The organism is Staphylococcus sp. B1(2026), assembly GCF_058895785.1.
On record NZ_JBZXTS010000002.1, the window covers coordinates 37417 to 58334 of the forward strand.

Genomic DNA, 20918 nt, shown 5'->3' on the forward strand with positions numbered 1-20918 from the left:
GTTTATTTTAATAAATTTAATACTTTTTGACGATTAGCAAAATGTTTTTTCGTAATTTGATCAAGTTCGTTGATACCATAGCGTTTAACAAATTTTGCAGCTTCAATATCGACTTGATGTCCAGCACCTTTTTTGATGTCCATTTTATAATGTGTACTAAGTTGTTGAATTTTTTCTATAAAAGCATAACGACTAATTATACTCGCACAAGCAACAGCCAAACTTTTACTTTCAGCTTTTGTTTCAAAATAAGTTTTAGGATGAGGTGTTAAATTTTCAGAGCGTAAATGTTTATTGAACGAGCTTTCAACACTAAATTGATCGATTAAGATACCTTCATAATTACCATTTATTTTTTTTATGACATTTTGAATCGTATGATAGTGTAACATGACTTTCATTTTACCTTGTGTCCATTGTTGTTGCTCTAATGTATTATATTTTGGATTATCAAGAATCAGTAAACTGTAAGGTAAGGTTTGCATTAATAAAGGTGCAAGTTCTTTAATTTTAATATCGGTTATTTTTTTAGAATCATTGACACCTAGTTCTTTTAACCAAGCGATTTGTTGTGGTTTGATAAAAACAGCTGCAGCAGTTAATGGACCAAAATAATCACCTGATCCAGCCTCGTCGCTACCAATATGAGCCATTTGATTGTATTGATGATGTGTGGTTTCATGAACAGCATTCTCTCCAGTAGTTTGCCAAAGTTGTGCTTCTTGTTGATGTCCCTTACCTTGTAACATCACTTTACCAGAATTGTACACAATAATTTTACAATGAGGTAATTGAGCGGTGAATTTTGCGTGTTGCATAGGTGAGATAGCATGGGATTGATAATGTGTCATAATACGTTGTTGTAATTGTGTGTCCGCAGTAAAAACAGTATGTGTCATAGCTCCTCCTAAAATTAGTAGTTAATGTCATGCTTATTCTATCATAAAATATAGTGCGAATGTGAAAAATTGACATAGATATTTTATAATAGATATAAGATAAGTTAGAGCATTTTACAGTATAATTTATAAAAATAAATAGATAATATTATGATTAAACAAAGATAATTATATTGCATTTATTAAGAGTGCTATGTTAAGATTATAGTAAGTTTAACTATAAATATTAGAGGTGGATAAAATGGCAAAAAAAGATTACGATGAAGAATTATTCGAAGAAGAATTCGTTGAAGAAGAATATTATGATGATGAATACGAGGATGAAGAAGAACCAGCTTCTCGTAAACCGTGGATGTATGCGATTTTAATCTTATTATTACTTTGTTTAATTCCTTTAGTTGTGACTATTGGTCTTAAAATAGGTAATGGTATGGCTAATAATAAAGTTGCAAATGTTGCACCAACAACACAAGTAGCTTCAAATGAAAAAACATCATCTGCTAAAGCAACAGTTGTTAAAAAATCTGTAGAAACAACATCAGGTAAAAAAGAAGTAACATCAGCTAATAAAGAAAAAACATCATCTGAAAAAACTTCAAATGAAAAAACATCTGACAGTAAGTTAACAGATTCAAATACTGGTGTAGCAGCGAATGCAACAAACACTGATGATGCATCAGCAACGTCATCAGCATCAAATGCAGACACAACATCAACAACTACAGATGGTTCAGCATCGGGTACATATACAGATACACCAATTGATAGTTCTGTAGCTTTAGGTAATGAATCACATGTTGTACAACAAGGTGAGAATTTATACCGAATTGCAGTTAATGCTTATGGTTCTGGTCGTTACATGGAAGCAATCATGAAAGCAAATGGTTTAAGTTCAACTGAAATTCAAGCAGGTCAAACAATCGTTTTACCTTAAGATAATAAAAAAAGAAAGTACGTATACGTACTTTCTTTTTTTATTAAGGCTTATTAATAGTGTCTATTTAAGTATTTATGATATGATAATTTATATTGAGAAGGAGATTATTATATGTTAAATTTAAATGAAAAAGTATTTGTTGTGACAGGTGCATCAAAAGGGATAGGTTTTGACACAGTCATCGAAGCATTGCAACGTGGTTATAATGTTGTAGGAACGTCAAGAAATGCTGATCAATTAACAGAACTAGTAGCAACAAAAGTACCTCAATTAATGGATAAATTTATGGCTATTAGTATGAATTTTGATGAAGAAAGTATCCATCATGCAGTTGATGCAATTGTCACTAAATTTGGTCGTATCGATGTTTTAGTTAATAATGCAGGTTATGCGATTTTAGGACCATTAGAAGAGATGTCAATGACAGAAGTACATGCTAATTTCAATGTCAATGTCTTTGGTTTATTAATGATGACACAAGCGGTATTACCACATATGCGTCAACAACGTACAGGTCAAATTACAAATATTGCTTCTATATCAGGTACAGTAACAGGTCCTTCTCAAGGTATTTATTCAGCAACAAAAGCAGCTGTAATCATGATGAGTGAAGCATTAGCTTATGAAGTCGCTTCATTTAATATTCATGTAACTGCTATTTGTCCTGGTGGTATTCGTACAGATTTCTTAGATGATCGTTCAATGAAACGTCCAGAAAAAGAATCAGGCGCCTATCATGTTGTTAACCAAACGATGGATAGTTTATCACAATTAAATCATAATCAATCAGGAGATCCAAAATTAGTTGCAAAAGTGTTGGTTGATTTACCATCAATGGAAGATATTCCGACACGCCTATACTTAGGTTATGGTGCAATTAGAGGTTTAGAACAGAAAGTTAATACTTTAATAGAAGAAGCTAATAAAAATGTAAAAATAAGTATGAGTATTGATAACTAGGAGGTAAGCGATGAAAATTACAATCTATTGTGGTGCGAGTTTAGGGAATAATCAAGCATATCAACAAGCTGCAAAACAATTAGGGCAATGGATAGTAGACCAAGGTCATGAACTTGTTTATGGTGGTGGTAGTGTTGGTTTAATGGGAACAGTTGCAGATACAGTGCTTGCTAATGGTGGTAAAGTTATAGGTGTTATGCCTCAATTTTTAATAGATAGAGAATTAGCGCATCAACAACTTTCGGAATTAATTGTTGTAGAAACGATGTCACAGCGTAAAGATAAAATGGCACAATTAGGTGATGTTTTTATTGCTTTACCTGGCGGACCAGGAACATTAGAAGAAATTGCAGATATGATTTCATGGACACGTGTAGGCCAAAATGAAGGTCCATGTATTCTATTTAATGTGGCTAATTATTATCAACCATTAAGTTTAATGTATGATCAAATGGTAACAAGTGGATTTTTATCCCTAACTGATCGCCAAAATATACTATTTTCATCAGATTTACAAGAAATCTCACAATTTATTGCCAATTATTAATAAACGGCACTGTTTGTCATGGAGGTATTAACTATGTCAACTTTTACACATCCACAAAATTTAGTAGCAGAAGCGAATAGATATCGTTTAATTTGGGGAGCAGTATGTCCTTATGCACATCGTGCCAAAATCGGTCATGAATTATTAGGTTTACAAGACATTATTTCTGTAGGAGCAACTGATCCTGTTCGTAGTGAACATGGTTGGGAATTTTCTTTAGATCAAGAAGGTGTTGACCCAATATTAAAAGTTTCTTATTTAAAAGACAGTTATTTATTAACAGATAACAATTATCAAGGTCCATATTCTGTACCAGTTTTAGTAGATACAACAACAAATAAAATTGTGAATAAAGAATCAGCAGACATTTTAAGAGCTTTTTCAACGATTTTTAAACCATTTCATAAAGCACAAGCACCTGATTTATATCCATCAGCATTACATCAAGAAATTGATGAATGGAATGAACGTATTGCTTATGCTATTAATGATGGTATTTATCGTATTGGTTTTGCTAAAACACAACAAGACTACGAACAAGCTTGTCAAATATTTTTTGATATGATGGCATTATTAGATGAACGTATGCAAACACGTCAATTTTTCCATGGTGAACAATTAACAGAAACAGATATTCGTTTATATACGACATTAATTCGATTTGATGCGGTTTATTATGTTTTATACAAAGCAAATTATAAACGTTTAATAGATTATCCACATTTGTTCGCTTATATTAAGCGTTTATATCACATTCCTGGTTTCGGTAGTACCACTGATTTTGATAGTATTAAACGTGGTTATTATTTAGGTAGTGATGCACAAGCAATTGTGCCAATGGGCCCTGATGAATCAATTTGGACTAATTAATAAAGAGGTGTAATATGACAAATGAATGTTTGATGCAATGTTTTGAATGGTATTTACCAAATGATGGTACGCACTGGCAAAATTTAACCGCACTCGCGCCACAACTTGCACAATTAGGTATTACTAAAGTCTGGTTGCCTCCCGCAACAAAGGGAACCAGTGCAAATGATGTAGGTTATGGCATTTATGATTTATTTGATCTCGGAGAATTTGACCAAAAAGGGACAGTAAGAACGAAATATGGTACTAAGCAACAATATTTAGAGTTAATCAACACTTTAAAAACACATGGAATTGATGCAATTGCAGATGTTGTTTTAAATCATAAAGGTGGAGCGGATGATAAAGAAACATTTACGGTAATAAAAATGGATCCTAATCATCGTCAACAACCTTTATCAGAACCGTATGAAATCGAAAGTTGGACCAAATTTGATTTTCCAGGTAGACAAGGTAAATATAATGATTTTGTCTGGCATTGGTATCATTTTACAGGTGTTGATTTTGATGCAACGAACAATGAAAATGGTATCTACATGATTGTAGGTGACAATAAAGGTTGGGCTAATAATGAAAATGTAGACAGTGAAAACGGTAATTATGACTATTTAATGTATGCAGACATTGATTATCGTCATCCAGAAGTGGTTGAAAATATTTATACATGGGCAAAATGGTTTATTGAAACAACACAAATTTGTGGTTTTCGTTTAGATGCCGTTAAACATATTGATTCACAATTTACTAAAGAATTTGTTAAATATATTCGTGAGCAACAAGGTGATGAATTTTATGTATTTGGTGAATTTTGGAAATCTGATGAAATCGCCAATGATCAATATTTAGAAGCCACTAATTATCAATTTGATCTAGTGGATGTGGTACTACATCATAATTTCTTTGCAGCAAGTCAACAAGATAACTATGATTTACGTAAAATTTTGGATGGTTCATTAATGCAAACGCAACCGCTTAGTGCTGTAACTTTTGTAGACAATCATGATACCCAAAGAGGTCAGGCGTTACAATCAACAGTAGAAGAATGGTTTAAACCACTTGCTTATAGCTTGATTTTATTAAGAGAAGAAGGTTTACCATGTGTTTTTTATGGTGATTATTTTGGCATAGAAGGTGAGTTTTATCAACAAAGTTTTAAAACTATTTTAGATAAATTATTATACTTACGTCTTCATTATGCTTATGGTCAACAAGATGACTATTTTGATGATGCCCAGTGTATCGGTTGGGTACGTCATGGTGATGAAGCACATTCACAACCTTTAGTAGCTTTAATAAGTACAGCAGATACAGCAAGTAAGCGTATGTTTGTAGGAACACAATATGCTGGACAATTATTTGCTGATTATTTAGGTCATGTAGAACAAGAAGTTGTTATTGATGATGAAGGTTTCGGACAATTTATGACCAACACTCACAAATTATCAGCATGGTCAATTAAAGAAATAGATTAAGTATGAAGGAGTTAATATGGGTATTATAATAAAACATGATCGCTTAGCTAATATACCTTATTTAACAGTCGTAGATGATACATTAATACAAGATAAATTACCGACTGTTTTTGTTTATCACGGTTGGCAAAATAGTAAAGAAGAGCAATTAATAGATGCTTATGAAATCGCTAAAAAAGGTTATCGTGTGATTGTACCAGATGTTACTGGACATGGTGAACGTCAAGAAACACAAATTACAGAACAGGATTTTTTTGATATTGTTATTCAAACCGTCCAAGAATTACCACAATTAGTCGATTATTTAAATGAGCAACAATTAATTGATTTAAATAGAATAGCTGTTACGGGTATGTCTATGGGTGGCATTATTACTTGTGCCGCATTAACACAATATGATTGGATAAAAACAGCCGCCATATTAATGGGTTCACCACAACTCGTTAACTTTTCACATTATTTAATAGATAAAGCGAATGCCGAACAATTGGCGACTTTACCAGACACGCTATTAACACAATTAACGTACCAACTTACTAAATACGATTTATCACAACATCTAGAGATGATTAGCCATAAGTCATTATTTTTCTGGCATGATCGTCTTGATCGTGTCGTACCTTATCACTTAACAGCAGAATTTATTCAAAAGGTTAATTCACAAATAGATATTACATTTAATAAAACAGCAGGTCGAGGACATCGCGTCAAACAAGATATTAAAATTCAAGTTGCAGATTTTTTATTACAACATTTGTAAAGGAGAAACTATGAAAAAATCATTAATTCTTACAGCATCTATCATTTTATCAACAACATTAGTCGGTTGTTCAACAATAAAATTTGATAGTGAAGCGACTAAAGAACCCACTTCAAAAGTACAACAAGTTACTTCATCTCAGCATGAAGCACATGAACATACATTGGAGAATTTATTAGAAGTATTTCAACAAAATTATCCCACAGCATTCATTAGTGAAATCGCAGTAGATGACATCACAAAACCAATTTATAAAATAGAAGCCTCTGATAACACAATGGTTTATCATTTAATTTATGATAGTCACACACAAAAATTAACACAAGAATCAGAAGCAGCAGTGGCGGAAGGTGAATATTACATCCCACTAGACGACACATCAATATACAATTCAAAACACATACAAGAAGTAGCCATAGAAAATGATAAAAATGCCAAGATTACTAAATGGTATATGACAGCAGTCAGTGGCAATGATCAAACATTTATCACTATACAAACCCCAACAGAAACAAAAGAAGTCACTGTGGATAATGCCACACAAGAGATTTTACAACAAGAAGAAGAGTAAGTAAAAAGCACCTATGAATGGTAAACATTCATAGGTGCTTTTAATGGTTCTTTGTCAAAGCGTGTTGATGAACAAAATTTGATAAGGTTTAGATCATTATTTATTTTATTTTTGTTTATTATATTGAACATCTTAACATAATATATTATAGTGATTATTAAAATAACTATTGAAATACTTTTGGGGGTTTTTATGTCTAATACTATATCAAAATTGTATCCTTTATCACCTATAATTATAAAAGATGAAAAATTTTATTATAGAGAATTTTTAGATCAAGCTTTATCAAATAAAAATATTAAAAATATTGCTTTATCAGGTGGTTATGGGAGTGGGAAGAGTTCTATTATAGAAACATATTTTAAACATGATAAATGTGATTATAAAGATAAAGTTTTATATGTTTCACTAGCGAATTTTAAACAATCGAATAAAAGCATAGAAGAAAATAAAGAAGATTTAGTTGATATCGAACGGAATATTATCAATCAAATTTTGTATCAAATTGACGAAAAAAAGGTTCCATTAACAAACTTTAAAACAAAGAAAGAGTTTTTTTGGTTTGAAAAATATATAATGGCTAATATATTTGTGACAATTACAATGATAATCTTATATTTTTTGTTTAAAAACGAAGATTTTGTAAATTCTACGATACAATACTTTATAAGTTTAATACAAAAAATAAAAATTATGAACTTTGTAAAACCAATGTTTTTTTGTACGTTATTTGTTATGTTTTCTACCTTTCTCTTCAGTATATATTATTTTTTAAAATATGTAAGGTTTACAAAAATTACTTTAAAATCTAATAATATTGAAGCTGAAATAAATAATGAAAATGATGAAATATTTGAAAAATATGCAGATGAAGTTATTTACTTATTAGAAAAATCACAAAAAGAAATTTTAATTATAGAGGATTTAGATAGATTTGAACGATTAGATATATTTAATAAATTACGTGAATTAAATATTAAATTAAACTATAAACTTTCTAGAAAAAATACACACTTTAAATTTATTTATTGTATTCACGATGATTTATTTGAAAGTACTAAAGAGCGAATTAAATTTTTTGATATAATTATACCAGTAATATCACATGCAACAGCATCAAATTCTTATGATTTATTTGAAGAATTGTTTAATAAATCAAATAATGAAAATCAAATGGTACATGAAGAGCAAGAAAGTAATGAATCAGATTTAATAGATAAAAAATTGTTGCGTTTAATTAGTGTATATATAGATGATATGAGAACAATATATAATATATATAATGAATATTGTGTATACAAAAAACAATTAATTACAGTAAATTATAGAAATGAATATTTTGATAATAATAATTTATTTTCTTTAATTGCTTTAAAACATATTTTTAATAAGTCCATAGATAGACTTATTGAAATGATTGATCAAGAATTTGAAAGAATTAATGAAAAAAGAATTCAAGAATTTGAAAGAATTAATGAAGAAAGAATTCAAGAATTTGAAAGAATTAATGAAGAAAGAAAAGAACGTGAGAAACAAATTTACGATGCGGAAAATGACACAAGTGATCATGTATCTAAAAGAGATTCTTCTGAAGAACAACAGGAGTTAGANATTCAAGAATTTGAAAGAATTAATGAAGAAAGAAAAGAACGTGAGAAACAAATTTACGATGCGGAAAATGACACAAGTGATCATGTATCTAAAAGAGATTCTTCTGAAGAACAACAGGAGTTAGAAGAATATTTTTATGAAGAAAGTATAAGAATAAATAATAAATCAGCTCAAGAATATATGATTAGTGAAAATACGAAGGATAAAAATATGAGGTTATTAAATAAATTGATGGATTATGGATATATACAGGAAGAAAAATATAAATGTGATATATCCTATCGTGATGTAATTAGTAATAAAGAAATCTTTATTAATAATATCTTGAATGATGGAAAAAAATTATATTTCGATTTGAATTTGAATTTGGATGATTTAGAGTCAAACGATTTAAATAATATTTTAAAATTATTAGATTCAGAAGATTTTAAAAAAGAAACTATTTTAAATTATAGTTTATTAAAAGCAATGTTTAAATCAAAGGATAGAGACAAAGAAGCTATAATAAACTTATTGAAGACAGCTAAAGATAAATATCCTTATTTTATTGAAAAATATGAAGATAGCATATCAGGAGATGTCGAATTGTTGGAAGATTTAAAAGAAATGATGTATTATGTCTAAACCTTATCGAATTTTATTCATCAACACTCTTTGTCAAAGATTCAAACTACTCCCCATATTCAACACGCCCCTTGCCGTATTTGGCAGGGGGCGTGTTTTACATTTGATAATCTACTTGGATAACTTTAATGCCTTGTTTTTCTATTTGTTTGATGATTTGTGGATCGGCATAAACATCTGTAATGAGTATGTCGATGGCGTTTAAGGCGGCAATGGAGAAATTAGCATTGGTACCTATTTTTCGATAATCGGCAACGACGATAACTAGTCCGCTACAACGTTCAATCATTAAACGATTGATTTTTGATTCTCGAAAATCACCTGTAGTAATGCCTTCATGAACACTTAAACCAGAACAACTCATAATACAAATATTAGCTTGAATATGTTTTAATGATTCGGCTGCGAGTTCACCGACTAGGGCGGCTTTTGGAAATAGTATTTCACCACCGAGTAAAATAATTGTTGAGCGTGGATGCATCGGTTTATGACTCATATTTAAATTATTTGTAATAACGGTCACGGGTAGTTCTTTTAAAAAATCTACGGTGTTTAAGGCGGTGCTACCTGTGTTCATAAAAACAGTCATATCTGATTTGATGAAAGTTGCTGCCTTTTTAGCGATAGCATATTTAATCTGTTCTAAATGATAGTTATTTGTGTCACCTTCATTTTTAGGTTGACTAATTAATCGTGCTTTGCCGTGTAGTCTTTCTATTATACCCATGCGATCTAAACGTGTTAGATCACGACGCATCGTCATCACGGATACATTTAATGCTGATGCTAAATCAGCTACGCATAATTGCTTGTTTAAAGCATTATCTAATAAAATTACAATTTTATGGCGACGATTTTCGACTTCTTGCATAGAACGCTTCATTTTTAATACTCCTTATATATGTTCTTTTTATTATAAAACGACCGTATAAACTTTTCAATAGAAAATTAAACGCACTTAAAATATAAAAAACTAAATAAACGAACGTATAACGGTATTGTAAGCGATACAAAAGTAAGATATGATATAAGTGTAATTATTTTAAATTACTTATCAGGAGGAGATCAAATGAGAACAATTGAAGATGTAACAAAAGATACATGGTTAAAAGAAACTTTTCCAGAATGGGGAACTTGGTTAAACGAAGAAATTCGTGATGCAAAAGTTGAATCAAATTCTTTTGCGATGTGGTGGTTAGGTTGTACAGGTATTTGGCTTAAATCAGATCAAAATACAAATATTTTATGTGATTTATGGACAGGTACTGGAAAACGAACACATGGTAGTGGTAATATGAAACAAGGACATCAAATGATGCGTATGAGTGGTGTAAATAAAATGCAACCTAACTTACGTAATCAACCCTTTGTATTAGATCCGTTTGAAATTAAAAATGTAGATGCTTTAGTTGTAACACACATTCACTCAGACCACTTAGACATTAACACAGCAGCAGCAGTATATAAAAATTGTCCAGATGCAAAATTTGTAGGGCCAAAAGCAGTTGTTGAAACATGGTTAAAATGGGGTGTGCCAGAAGATAAAACAGTTATTTTATGTCCTAATGAAAGTGTTAAAATTAAAGATATTGAAGTGCTTGCATTAGAAGCATTTGACCGTACGGCATTAGTCACTTGGGAAGGTGACCCAGAGTACGAATTAAAAGGTAAAATGCCACAAGATATGGATGATATCGCAGTAAACTACTTATTCAAAACATCAGGTGGTAACATTTACCATGCAGGTGATTCACACTTCTCAAATATGTTTGCTAAACACGGTAATGAACATAAAATTGATGTATGTTTAGGTGCATTTGGTGAAAACCCACGTGGTATTACAGATAAAATGACATCAGTAGATATTTTACGTATGGCTGAATGCTTAAATGCTAAAGTAGTTATTCCAGTTCACCACGATATCTGGACAAACTTTATGGCAGATACTGATGAAATTATTGAATTATGGAAAATGAAAAAAGATCGTTTACAATATGGCTTCCGTCCATTTATTTGGCAAGTAGGTGGTCAATACAACTATCCTCAAGATACGAACAAATTAGAATTTAACTTCTATCGCGGTTTTGAAGATGCATTTAGTAAAGAAAATGATGTACCATTCCCATCATTCCTATAATATTTAATCACAGGAGAAGAGCGATGTTAAAACAAATTATTGATAGAGAATTATTTAGTTTTCAAACGAAGTTCGATAGTTGGGAAGATGCTATTCGTGAAGCTTGTCAACCATTATTAGACAAAGGAATTATTGAACCAGACTATCCACAATATATTATTAACAATGTTCATGAATTTGGTCCTTACATTGTTATTGCACCAGAAATTTGTATCCCTCATGCACAAGAAGGTAAAGGGGTAAAAGAAACAGCTGTTGGTTTCATGAATTGTGAAGTAGCCGTTGATTTTGGTCCAGGAACTGAATATCAACCACATTTGTTTTTCGTATTAGCATCAACTGATAACGAAAAACATTTAGTAAACTTATCAGAACTGGTTGGATTAATCGAATCAGAAGAAACTGTAGAAGCATTTATTAATGCACGCAGTAAAGCGGATTTAGAAAAAATCCAGGAAGGAATAGGTAACTAATATTATGAGTTTTATTCTTAGCGTGTGGCAATTTTTCCAAGCTAATATTTTAACAAAACCAGAATTTTTCGTAGGTTTCTTAGTATTAATTGGTTACTTGCTATTAGGTAAAAAATGGTATGATGCTTTAGCTGGTTTTACAAAAGCAGTTGTAGGTTATATGATTTTAAATGTTGCAGCGGGTGGATTAGTAAATAACTTTCGTCCCATTCTATTTGCTTTAGGTGATAGATTTAAACTATCAGCAACAGTTATTGACCCTTATTTTGGTCAAGCAGCTGCTGAGGCAGCATTGAAAGATGCTGGTCGTGCAACGAGTTTAACATTAATGGTATTATTAGTTGCTTTCTTAACTAATTTACTTTTAGTTATTTTACGCAAATACACTAAAGTTAGAACAGTGTTTATTACGGGGCACATCATGGTACAACAATCTGCTACAGCAACTTGGTTATTAGCTTTTACATTACCAAATATGGCAGATACATTATTCTTATTAATTTTAGGTGTGTTATTAGGTCTATATTGGGCTGTAGCATCTAACTTAACAGTAGAAGTGACACAAGATTTAACACAAGGTGGTGGTTTTGCGATCGGTCACCAACAAATGTTTGGTATATGGATTGTTGATAAATTAGCAGGTAAATTCTCTAGTAAAAAAGCTAAAAAAATTGAAGAATTAGAATTACCAGGTTTCTTATCAATTTTCAAAGAAAGTATCGTTGCGACATCTATTTTAATGGTTGTTTTCTTTGGTATTATCCTATTTGTATTAGGTAAAGATTATTTAGTATCAATTGACGGTCAAGAAATTGGTAATGGTATTAAAACACTTAAAATGGCAACGTTAAAAGAAACAGATGATTTCTTCTTCTATATTTTAAAAGTGGCACTAACATTTACAGTGTATGTCCAAATTTTACAATTAGGTATTAGAATGTTCGTATCAGAATTATCTGAATCATTCCATGGAATTTCTAATAAATTATTACCAGGGTCTATGCCAGCGATTGACTGTGCTGCCGTTTATGGTTTTGGTCCAGCTAATGCTGTAACAATCGGTTTCTTATTCGGGGTACTTGGTCAAGTTGTGGCTATTATTGGGTTATTAGTATTCAAGAGTCCAGTATTAATTATTACAGGTTTCGTACCAGTATTCTTCGATAATGCAACATTCGCAGTTTATGCAAATCACCGTGGTGGTTTAAGAGCAGCAACAGTATTAACATTTGCCTCAGGTGTAATTCAAGTATTAGGTGGTGCCTTAGCAGCTTTCCTATTCGGATTAGCAGCTTACGGTGGATGGCACGGTAACTTTGACTGGGATACATTATGGGTAGGTTATGGTTTATTAATGAAACATGCAGGTTACCTTGGTTTAGGGATTATCTTTGTATCATTATTAATTATCCCACAATTACAATATCGTAAAAATAAACAACATTATTTCACAATAGCAGAAGATTATGAAGCTTATTTAGAAGCGAAAAATGCAAATTAATAGTATAATCAAATTATAAATGACATAAAAAAAGGAGAACAATAATGAAAGTATTAGCAGCATGTGGTAGCGGAATGGGTTCAAGCCAAATTATTAAAATGAAAATTACAAATGTATTTAGAAAAATCGGTGTGCCATTAGAAATTCACCACTGTGCAGTTTCTGAAGCAAAATCATTAGCAAAAAGCTATGACGTTGTTTTTTGTTCAGTATCATTATTAGACGTATTTAGTGGTTTAGATTTACCAAATACAAAAGTAATTGGTTTACAAAACTTATTATCAGAAAAAGAAATTACAGAAAAATTAGCAGAAAACGGTATTCAATAGGAGGACTTAGTGTCATGGGTATTCCAAATTTACAAGTTGCATTAGACCATTCTAATGCACCTGATGCAGTAGCAGCTGCTGTATCAGTAGGTAACGAAGTTGATATTATCGAAGCTGGAACAGTTTTATTATTAGAAGTAGGTGGCGAAGTTGTAACAACATTACGTCGACTATTTCCTGATAAAATTATCGTAGCAGATACAAAATGTGCTGATGCAGGTGGTACAGTAGCAAAAAACTGTGCACAACGTGGTGCTAACTGGATGACATGTATTTGTTCAGCAACAATTGCAACAATGAAAGTTGCTGCTAAAGAAGTTGAAGAAATTCAAGTAGAATTATACGGTGACTGGACTTACGAACACGCACAACAATGGTTAGATGCAGGTATTAGCCAAGCGATTTATCACCAAAGTCGTGATGCACTGTTAGCAGGTGAAACATGGGGCGAAAAAGATTTAGCTAAAGTTAAAAAATTAGTGGAAATGGGCTTCAGAGTATCTGTAACAGGTGGTTTAGATGTAGATACATTAGAATTATTTAAAGGTATTGATGTTTATACATTTATCGCAGGTCGTGGTATTACAGAAGCAGAAAATCCAGCATTAGCTGCAAGAGCGTTTAAAGATAAAATTCGAGAAATATGGGGATAAGCACATGGTCAATTTTGGAATATATGAAAAAGCACTACCTAAAGATATTTCATGGCAACAACGTTTAGAATATGCACAACAATTAGGTTTTCAATTTGTGGAAATGTCAATTGATGAAACAGACGAACGTTTAAGTCGATTAGATTGGACAAACGAAGAAATTGCTCAAGTTAATCGTACGATGGAAACAACGGGCGTTAGAATTTATTCAATTTGTTTAAGTGGTCATAGACGTTACCCATTCGGTTCAAAAGATCCAGAAAAACGTCAAATTGCTTTAGAAATGATGCAAAAAGCTATTAATTTAGCAGAAAAATTAGGTGTAAGAAATATTCAATTAGCGGGATATGATGTTTACTATGAAGATAAAACAGTATTATCACGTGAAAGATTTATCGAAAACTTAAAATTAGCTGTACAAATGGCAGCGGCAAAACAAATTATGTTATCAATTGAAATTATGGATGATCCATTCATTAATTCATTAACAAAATTTAGAGAAATTAAGTCACAAATTCCTTCACCATGGTTACAAGCTTATCCAGATTTAGGTAATTTATCTGCATGGCCAGAAAATAATCCAGGATATGAATTAGAATTAGGTATTGAAAATATTGTTGCTGTACATATTAAAGATACTAAAAATGTAACAGATACTTTTGCTGGTCAATTTAAAAATGTACCTTTTGGCGAAGGTGATGTCGATTTCTTAGGTTGTTTGAAAACATTAAAACGATTAGGTTATGAAGGTACTTTCTTAATCGAAATGTGGAGTGAAGTAGATGCTGAGCCGTTAGAACGTATTAAAGAGGCACAAGCATTCTTACAACCAATATTGAAGGAGGCGGGCTATTAATGTCACGTGAACAAATTATTCAAGAAATGAAAGAACGTGTTTACCAAGCAAATATACAATTACCTAAATGGGGATTAGTACAGTTGACTTGGGGTAATGTTAGTGAAATTAATCGTGAACTAGGTGTGATTGTTATTAAACCTAGTGGTGTAGATTATAGTGTGATGACAGCTGATCAAATGGTCGTTACAGATTTAGAAGGTAACCCAATTGATTCTGAATATCGTCCATCATCAGATTTACCAACACATGTTGTATTATATCGTGAATTTAAAGATGTTAATTCTGTGGTACATACACATAGTAAATATGCTGTATGTTGGTCACAGGCTGGTAGAGAATTACCAGTATATGGTACAACACATGCAGATACATTTTATGGACCAGTGCCATTAGCACGTTATTTAACAAATGAAGAAGTAGACAAAGCTTATGAAGTGAATACGGGTGAAGTCATTGTTGAATTATTCAACGAGAAAAACTTAGATCCGTTAGCAGTACCAGGTGTCTTAGTTCATGGTCATGGCCCATTCACATGGGGTACAACACCACAAAAAGCAATTGAAAACAGTTTAGTATTAGACGAAATTTGTCATATGGCTTTAGTGACTGAACAAGTCTCACCACAAGCAACACCATTACCACAATACATTTTAGATAAACACTATTATCGTAAACATGGTGCCAATGCTTATTACGGTCAGAAAAAATAACTTTAATAATAAATTATAATTTTTACATTAAAAGAGAATGCTTAGGCATTCTCTTTCTTTAATTATTGATAAATATTTGTATTTTATAACTCAAAATATCACCCAAACAAAGTATTTTGAGTTATAATATATATAATTAGATATTTAAATTATATAGAGGTATTAGTTATGTTTGAAACTTTAATGGCGACACATCATGAACAACAAAAGATGAGATATAAACAACTTTATGATCAATTACAAGAAAAACAAGATATGTTTAAAAGTGAGTTAAAAAAATTAGAAGAAACATTAGAAGCATATGGTAATAGTATGCCAATGTTTGATGGCACAGTAATACCAGAAGATATTTTTATATCAAGTGAGCGTCATGTTAGAGTTCAATTAGAAACAATACTTGATCATCAAAAATCTGATTATCGTCAAATTAATTGTGCGAAAGAGGCTGCTTATGATAGATATTTATATTATTGTCATAAAGTAGAAGAAGATACCAAAATGAAAGCATTAGAAGCACGTAAAAAACGTGAGATGGAGGATAATTAAGATGGGTGACTTAAGAATTAAAAATAATGAATTGACACAAGCAATAACCTTATCAAATACTATTTATCATAATTTAGAACAGGCATTACAAGAAGCACAAGATTTACAAGCTATGTTAAATAGTAGTCAATGGAAAGGTCAAACAAAAGAATCATTTCAAGCTTATTTATCATTAATTGTACAATATCATCAACAATTTAATGATATTATGAAACAACACAATGAAGCATTAGACACTTTAAAGAATAATATTGATAATTATAATAATTCTTCAGAAATAGAAGAAATCAGGGGATTATAACATGACAAAAACATTTACTATTTATGAATTATATTTTTTAGCAAGTACTTTTGATGGTAAAATTTTAGTAGGTTTACCTTCTTTAGAAGATTTGAAAATTCCTTCATCAGATATATGGCAAGAGGCATTTCAAGAACTATTAGCTAAAGGTTTAATAGATGAAAACGGTGATTTAAATTACGATGGTTACGTAGTTATAGAATTATTAAAAGCTTATTATCTATCTAAAGAATTAACAGTTATTAATAATTTTAATATTGCTTTTACTAATAAAGAAGCTATTGTTATCGCGACAACAGTTGATGATAAGTATATGTTATTCAGATTGTTACCTTTAGCATTATTAAATTTAATGAATCGACAATTTCCAGAGTTATTTCTTAGACAAGCTGATACGAATGAAACGACTTTTTTAAAAAAGCAGACTTCTCAATCTCAATTGGATGAAGTAAATTTAGTTGCAGCAATTCATCATTATGATAGGGATAAATCAGATTATGATAGTTGGTTATTTTTTAATTACAAGGGCACATTGTTAGGTGAAGATGTGAAAAATGATCAATTATACCAATTCAGTCAACATTATTTTTTAAAACAAGTATATACTTGGTTACATATTCCTTTTGAGGAGGCACATTTTAATGTCAAATGAAATTCTTATTAATGTCAATGAACTAGAACAATTAATGACCAAAATGACCAATCTATATGTTATTTTTGATACAATTATTACACCTGCTTTGAATGAATTAGGTCAAATTAGATATTATGAAGGTGGAGAAGGTGGTAAAGCATTAGAACAATATCCTCTAATACTTAATAAGATGACTGAAATAGGAGAATTGTATCATCGAGCATGTGATCAAATTTATGTGGTGATGACAAGTTGGTTAGAACAAGATCAACAATTAGCACAAACATTTTATCGTAGTTTAACGACAACTAGTCCATTGATTAACAATTTACAAAAATTAAGACAGAGGTAATGGTTAGGAGGTAGATGATGGGGAAAAATGTTGATTTGAATACAAGTAAATGGCGTAAAGCAAATGAAGCTTTAAGTCATGTGATCAGTTATCCTAATTATGTTTATCGTATTAATGAAATTGTGACAATGTCACAAGAAATTCAATCACTCATAAAATCAGAAGATACAGATGGCGTTTGTGATTATCGTGTGAATGATGAAGTGTCCTACGCCAATGACTTACAAAACAAATTAGGGAAATTACAACATTATGCAGTTAATGTAGAACAGTATGTTGACAATAAAATAGATAGACCATTTAAAGAAGCTATGGATAAAGTAGGTGATAAATTAGAAGCTTTAAATATTAACAATTTTACTGTTAAAAATACAATTGGTTATCAACGTACTGAAGTTGTTTATTCTGCTGGCACAGGTATGACTAGAAAAGTACGTCCTGAAACAATCACGGTAAAAGATATTTACTATTTAGATAATCCATATCAAAAGCAATTAAAAATGAATTATCAAATGTATAAAAAAGTAACTGGTGAGAAGTTATCAGAACAAGATTATTTACATTCAAGTTTATTGAGCCATGCGTTTGTTTATCATTCGCACACAGATGAACAACAAGAATTAGAAATGTGGCGAGACATTGTTTTAACAGCAGGTGTTGTTATATTAACTGTCTTTTGTCCCCCAGCAGGTGCAGTATTAGGTACGACTATTATAGGTCTAGAGTTGACTTCATCTTTATCTGGTCAAGACTGGACAACAGGTAGAGAATTAGATGATACAGAACGTGTTATAAGAGCTAGCTTAAGTGTTATTGATGTTTTACCTGTTGCTAAATATTTAGCCAAATCAGAACAAGTTTTATTAAATAAAAGCAGTTTTGATCAATTGAATTTTAAAGTATTAAACGAGAGTACTTCTCAAAATCTTAAACGATTAGGAGAACAATCAAAGGAAAGTTTACAAAATATTAATCAACATTTAGTAAAACAAACAGAAGCATTTAAAGGTCATGTCAATAATTTTATAGATGAAGCAATTATTGATACATCTCACAAAACTAAAGTAGTTGTAGACAAAACTAATGCATTTATTAAATCTTTGTCATTAAATGATCCAATTGTCACAACACCAGAAAATGCACTGGTTTCAAATGAATATGAATTGAATCAATTAGATCAAGCAAGTTTATATTTGAAAAACTTAGAAAATAAAACGATTGATAAAGTAGTTCAAAGAAACAATTATATTGAATATTTTACTAAGGAAGAATGGCATGAGCGTGCATTAACAAGAAATTATCATCCCGTTTATGAAAAAATACATACTAAAGAAATGATTGATAATCAAAGAGAGATTGTCATAGACGTTAATGAACGAAGACGATTTTTAATCAATAACTTAAATAAAGGTAATTACGGAGAAATGAGTCAAGATGAAATTTATCGACAAATGGGGTATGAACGCATAAGTAAAGACATGGTTTTAACTCTAGATGATAAAACACATCTAGGCATAGATGGCATTTATTATAATCCCAACGCTCACCCCGCCTACATTATCGCCGAAGCCAAATACGGCACCAGTCGCCTAAGTTATCTCAAAAAAAATGGTGAAAAAATCGGTAAACAGATGGATAAAGAATGGATAGACTATAGATTGAAAGATGCAGTGGATGAAGAACAATGGGATATGATTAAATTAGCGATGGATAAAAAACAAATAATATATCATTTAGTGAAAATCAGACGTAATGGTAATATTAGTATTAATCAATTAGATGAAGCGGCACAAATTATAAAACCATAAGGAGAAAAGAGATGTTAAGAGACAAACATAAAGATGAAGCATATTTTTTGGCAAGAAAAACATTTATTATGAAATCAAATCAACGTAGAGAGAGTTATCGTGATGAAATACCGGAAGATAATATGAGTACGTATTTTAGTAATTTAGCACATGACAATCAAATTTTATTCGAAATTTGTTATTCTTTAGGGGATTCAGTGGATGACATATTTGAATATTATAAAAAAATGATATTTTATAATAAAGAAAATATTTATGAAGGTACTGGACTATATAGATTAGTAGATTATTTTGCGATAGGTGTCTTGTATAGTGAACGTAAAGCAGAATTTATTGATGATTTAAAAGAAATGTACAGAAGAATGGTTAATACAGATAGTATTATTGAATATTTTGCGACATACTTATTTGAAGATAAAGTTGTACCTTATCATCATTCAATTTTTGATTACATGAATCTTATTCAATATGATGTGGCCAGTGTTAAAAAAGCACAGAGTTTTTGGTATTATGATCATGCGGATGCACCTTGGTATAATTCTCATTTGAGAGATAGAAATTCTTATTATGGTTATTGGAGTTGGGATACTGCGGCAGTATGTAAAATCAAAGGCATTTATGATGAAGAATTAAAAGAATTAGAATATTTTCCATATGATTTATTGGTACAAAATAAGTAGGTGAAAAAATGTTAAGAGACAAACATAAAGATGAAGACTATTTCAATGAACAAAAAACTTTTTATATTCAATCAAGATTAAGAAGAGAAAATAATAGAGACAGGGTGATTCCAGAACGATGGGAAAATTACTTAAGTCATCTTTCTTATACAAATATGATTTTATTTAAAATTTGTTATTCTCTTGGAGATTCAGTCGATGACATATTTGAATATTATAAAAAGATGGTATTTTATAATAAAGAAAATATTTATGAAGGTACAGGATTATATAGATTAGTAGATTATTTTGCGATAGGTGTATTGTATAGCGAACGTAAAGATGAATTTATTGATGATTTAAAAGAAATGTATCGAAGAATGGTCAATACAGATAGTATTATCGAATATTTTGCGACTTATTTATTTGAAGATAAAGTTATACCTTATCATCATTCGATTTTTGACTATATGAATATTATTCAAGATGATGTGGCAAGTGTAAAAGAAGCACAGAGTTTTTGGTATTATGATCATGCGGATGCACCTTGGTATGATACACATTTAACAGAAGATGCTTATGATGGCTATTGGAGTTGGGATACTGCGGCAGTGTGTAAAATCAAAGGTATTTACGATGAAGAATTAAAAGAATTAGAATATTTTCCATATGATTTATTGGTGCAAAATAAAGGAGGACAATAGT

General features: G+C 30.7%; 24 protein-coding genes. 22 read left to right on the forward strand and 2 right to left on the reverse strand.

Going from position 1 to position 20918, the window contains the following annotated elements; genetic code table 11:
* Positions 1 to 2: 2 nt before the first annotated feature.
* A complete protein-coding gene (gene rnhC / locus AC5EAH_RS00735) occupies positions 3 to 899 on the reverse strand; it encodes a ribonuclease HIII (RefSeq protein ID WP_493492827.1) in 897 nt (298 codons plus the stop codon).
* Between the two features lie 241 nt (positions 900 to 1140).
* Between rnhC and AC5EAH_RS00740 the strand changes: the two genes are divergently transcribed.
* From AC5EAH_RS00740 to AC5EAH_RS00775, 8 genes are all read left to right on the forward strand, one after another.
* A complete protein-coding gene (locus AC5EAH_RS00740; protein WP_493492828.1) occupies positions 1141 to 1833 on the forward strand; it encodes a LysM peptidoglycan-binding domain-containing protein in 693 nt (230 codons plus the stop codon).
* Between the two features lie 114 nt (positions 1834 to 1947).
* Entirely contained in the window at positions 1948 to 2796 is an 849-nt protein-coding gene (locus AC5EAH_RS00745) for an SDR family oxidoreductase (RefSeq protein WP_493492829.1), read from the forward strand.
* A gap of 10 nt (positions 2797 to 2806) precedes the next feature.
* Entirely contained in the window at positions 2807 to 3343 is a 537-nt protein-coding gene (locus AC5EAH_RS00750; RefSeq protein ID WP_493492830.1) for an LOG family protein, read from the forward strand.
* Positions 3344 to 3376: 33 nt separating this feature from the next.
* On the forward strand, positions 3377 to 4213 hold the full coding sequence (locus AC5EAH_RS00755; RefSeq protein ID WP_493492831.1) for a glutathione S-transferase C-terminal domain-containing protein: 837 nt from the start codon (positions 3377 to 3379) through the stop codon (positions 4211 to 4213).
* 14 nt (positions 4214 to 4227) lie between these two features.
* A complete protein-coding gene (locus tag AC5EAH_RS00760; protein WP_493492832.1) occupies positions 4228 to 5685 on the forward strand; it encodes an alpha-amylase in 1458 nt (485 codons plus the stop codon).
* Positions 5686 to 5701: 16 nt separating this feature from the next.
* On the forward strand, positions 5702 to 6445 hold the full coding sequence (locus tag AC5EAH_RS00765) for an alpha/beta fold hydrolase (protein WP_493492833.1): 744 nt from the start codon (positions 5702 to 5704) through the stop codon (positions 6443 to 6445).
* Between the two features lie 10 nt (positions 6446 to 6455).
* On the forward strand, positions 6456 to 7016 hold the full coding sequence (locus AC5EAH_RS00770; RefSeq protein WP_493492834.1) for a hypothetical protein: 561 nt from the start codon (positions 6456 to 6458) through the stop codon (positions 7014 to 7016).
* Positions 7017 to 7208: 192 nt separating this feature from the next.
* A complete protein-coding gene (locus AC5EAH_RS00775; protein ID WP_493492835.1) occupies positions 7209 to 9251 on the forward strand; it encodes a YobI family P-loop NTPase in 2043 nt (680 codons plus the stop codon).
* A 97-nt stretch (positions 9252 to 9348) separates the two neighbouring features.
* Here the strand turns inward: AC5EAH_RS00775 and AC5EAH_RS00780 are convergent, their stop codons facing one another.
* The gene (locus tag AC5EAH_RS00780; protein WP_493492836.1) at positions 9349 to 10134 is read right to left on the reverse strand and encodes a DeoR/GlpR family DNA-binding transcription regulator; all 786 of its coding nucleotides are present in this window, start codon (positions 10132 to 10134) and stop codon (positions 9349 to 9351) included.
* Between the two features lie 186 nt (positions 10135 to 10320).
* On the opposite strand from AC5EAH_RS00780, the gene ulaG reads away from it, so the two are divergent.
* The 14 genes from ulaG to AC5EAH_RS00850 all read left to right on the forward strand — a co-directional run bounded on the left by ulaG (position 10321) and on the right by AC5EAH_RS00850 (position 20917).
* A complete protein-coding gene (gene ulaG / locus AC5EAH_RS00785) occupies positions 10321 to 11388 on the forward strand; it encodes an L-ascorbate 6-phosphate lactonase (protein ID WP_493492837.1) in 1068 nt (355 codons plus the stop codon).
* A 23-nt stretch (positions 11389 to 11411) separates the two neighbouring features.
* The gene (locus AC5EAH_RS00790; protein ID WP_493492838.1) at positions 11412 to 11861 is read left to right on the forward strand and encodes a PTS sugar transporter subunit IIA; all 450 of its coding nucleotides are present in this window, start codon (positions 11412 to 11414) and stop codon (positions 11859 to 11861) included.
* A 4-nt stretch (positions 11862 to 11865) separates the two neighbouring features.
* On the forward strand, positions 11866 to 13362 hold the full coding sequence (locus AC5EAH_RS00795) for a PTS sugar transporter subunit IIC (RefSeq protein ID WP_493492839.1): 1497 nt from the start codon (positions 11866 to 11868) through the stop codon (positions 13360 to 13362).
* Between the two features lie 44 nt (positions 13363 to 13406).
* On the forward strand, positions 13407 to 13691 hold the full coding sequence (locus AC5EAH_RS00800) for a PTS sugar transporter subunit IIB (RefSeq protein ID WP_493492840.1): 285 nt from the start codon (positions 13407 to 13409) through the stop codon (positions 13689 to 13691).
* Positions 13692 to 13705: 14 nt separating this feature from the next.
* Entirely contained in the window at positions 13706 to 14344 is a 639-nt protein-coding gene (locus tag AC5EAH_RS00805) for a 3-keto-L-gulonate-6-phosphate decarboxylase UlaD (RefSeq protein WP_493492841.1), read from the forward strand.
* A gap of 4 nt (positions 14345 to 14348) precedes the next feature.
* Complete coding sequence (locus AC5EAH_RS00810) at positions 14349 to 15200, forward strand: L-ribulose-5-phosphate 3-epimerase (protein WP_493492842.1); 852 nt, start codon at positions 14349 to 14351, stop codon at positions 15198 to 15200.
* A 14-nt stretch (positions 15201 to 15214) separates the two neighbouring features.
* Positions 15215 to 15913 (forward strand): L-ribulose-5-phosphate 4-epimerase, encoded by a 699-nt coding sequence (locus AC5EAH_RS00815; RefSeq protein WP_493492882.1) that lies wholly within the window; start codon positions 15215 to 15217, stop codon positions 15911 to 15913.
* Positions 15914 to 16081: 168 nt separating this feature from the next.
* On the forward strand, positions 16082 to 16459 hold the full coding sequence (locus tag AC5EAH_RS00820; RefSeq protein WP_493492843.1) for a hypothetical protein: 378 nt from the start codon (positions 16082 to 16084) through the stop codon (positions 16457 to 16459).
* 1 nt (position 16460) lies between these two features.
* Positions 16461 to 16760: a WXG100 family type VII secretion target gene (locus AC5EAH_RS00825; protein ID WP_493492844.1), complete on the forward strand. Its 300-nt coding sequence runs from the start codon at positions 16461 to 16463 to the stop codon at positions 16758 to 16760.
* A gap of 1 nt (position 16761) precedes the next feature.
* A complete protein-coding gene (locus AC5EAH_RS00830) occupies positions 16762 to 17412 on the forward strand; it encodes a DUF5081 family protein (protein WP_493492845.1) in 651 nt (216 codons plus the stop codon).
* Positions 17402 to 17746, forward strand: coding sequence for a hypothetical protein (locus tag AC5EAH_RS00835; RefSeq protein WP_493492846.1), 345 nt, complete (start codon positions 17402 to 17404; stop codon positions 17744 to 17746). Before AC5EAH_RS00830 ends, AC5EAH_RS00835 begins: the two co-directional genes overlap by 11 nt.
* Before the next feature lie 17 nt (positions 17747 to 17763).
* Positions 17764 to 19554 (forward strand): hypothetical protein, encoded by a 1791-nt coding sequence (locus tag AC5EAH_RS00840; RefSeq protein ID WP_493492847.1) that lies wholly within the window; start codon positions 17764 to 17766, stop codon positions 19552 to 19554.
* A gap of 11 nt (positions 19555 to 19565) precedes the next feature.
* Positions 19566 to 20234, forward strand: coding sequence for a PoNe immunity protein domain-containing protein (locus AC5EAH_RS00845; protein ID WP_493492848.1), 669 nt, complete (start codon positions 19566 to 19568; stop codon positions 20232 to 20234).
* A gap of 8 nt (positions 20235 to 20242) precedes the next feature.
* Entirely contained in the window at positions 20243 to 20917 is a 675-nt protein-coding gene (locus AC5EAH_RS00850) for a PoNe immunity protein domain-containing protein (protein ID WP_493492849.1), read from the forward strand.
* Position 20918 lies beyond the last annotated feature (1 nt).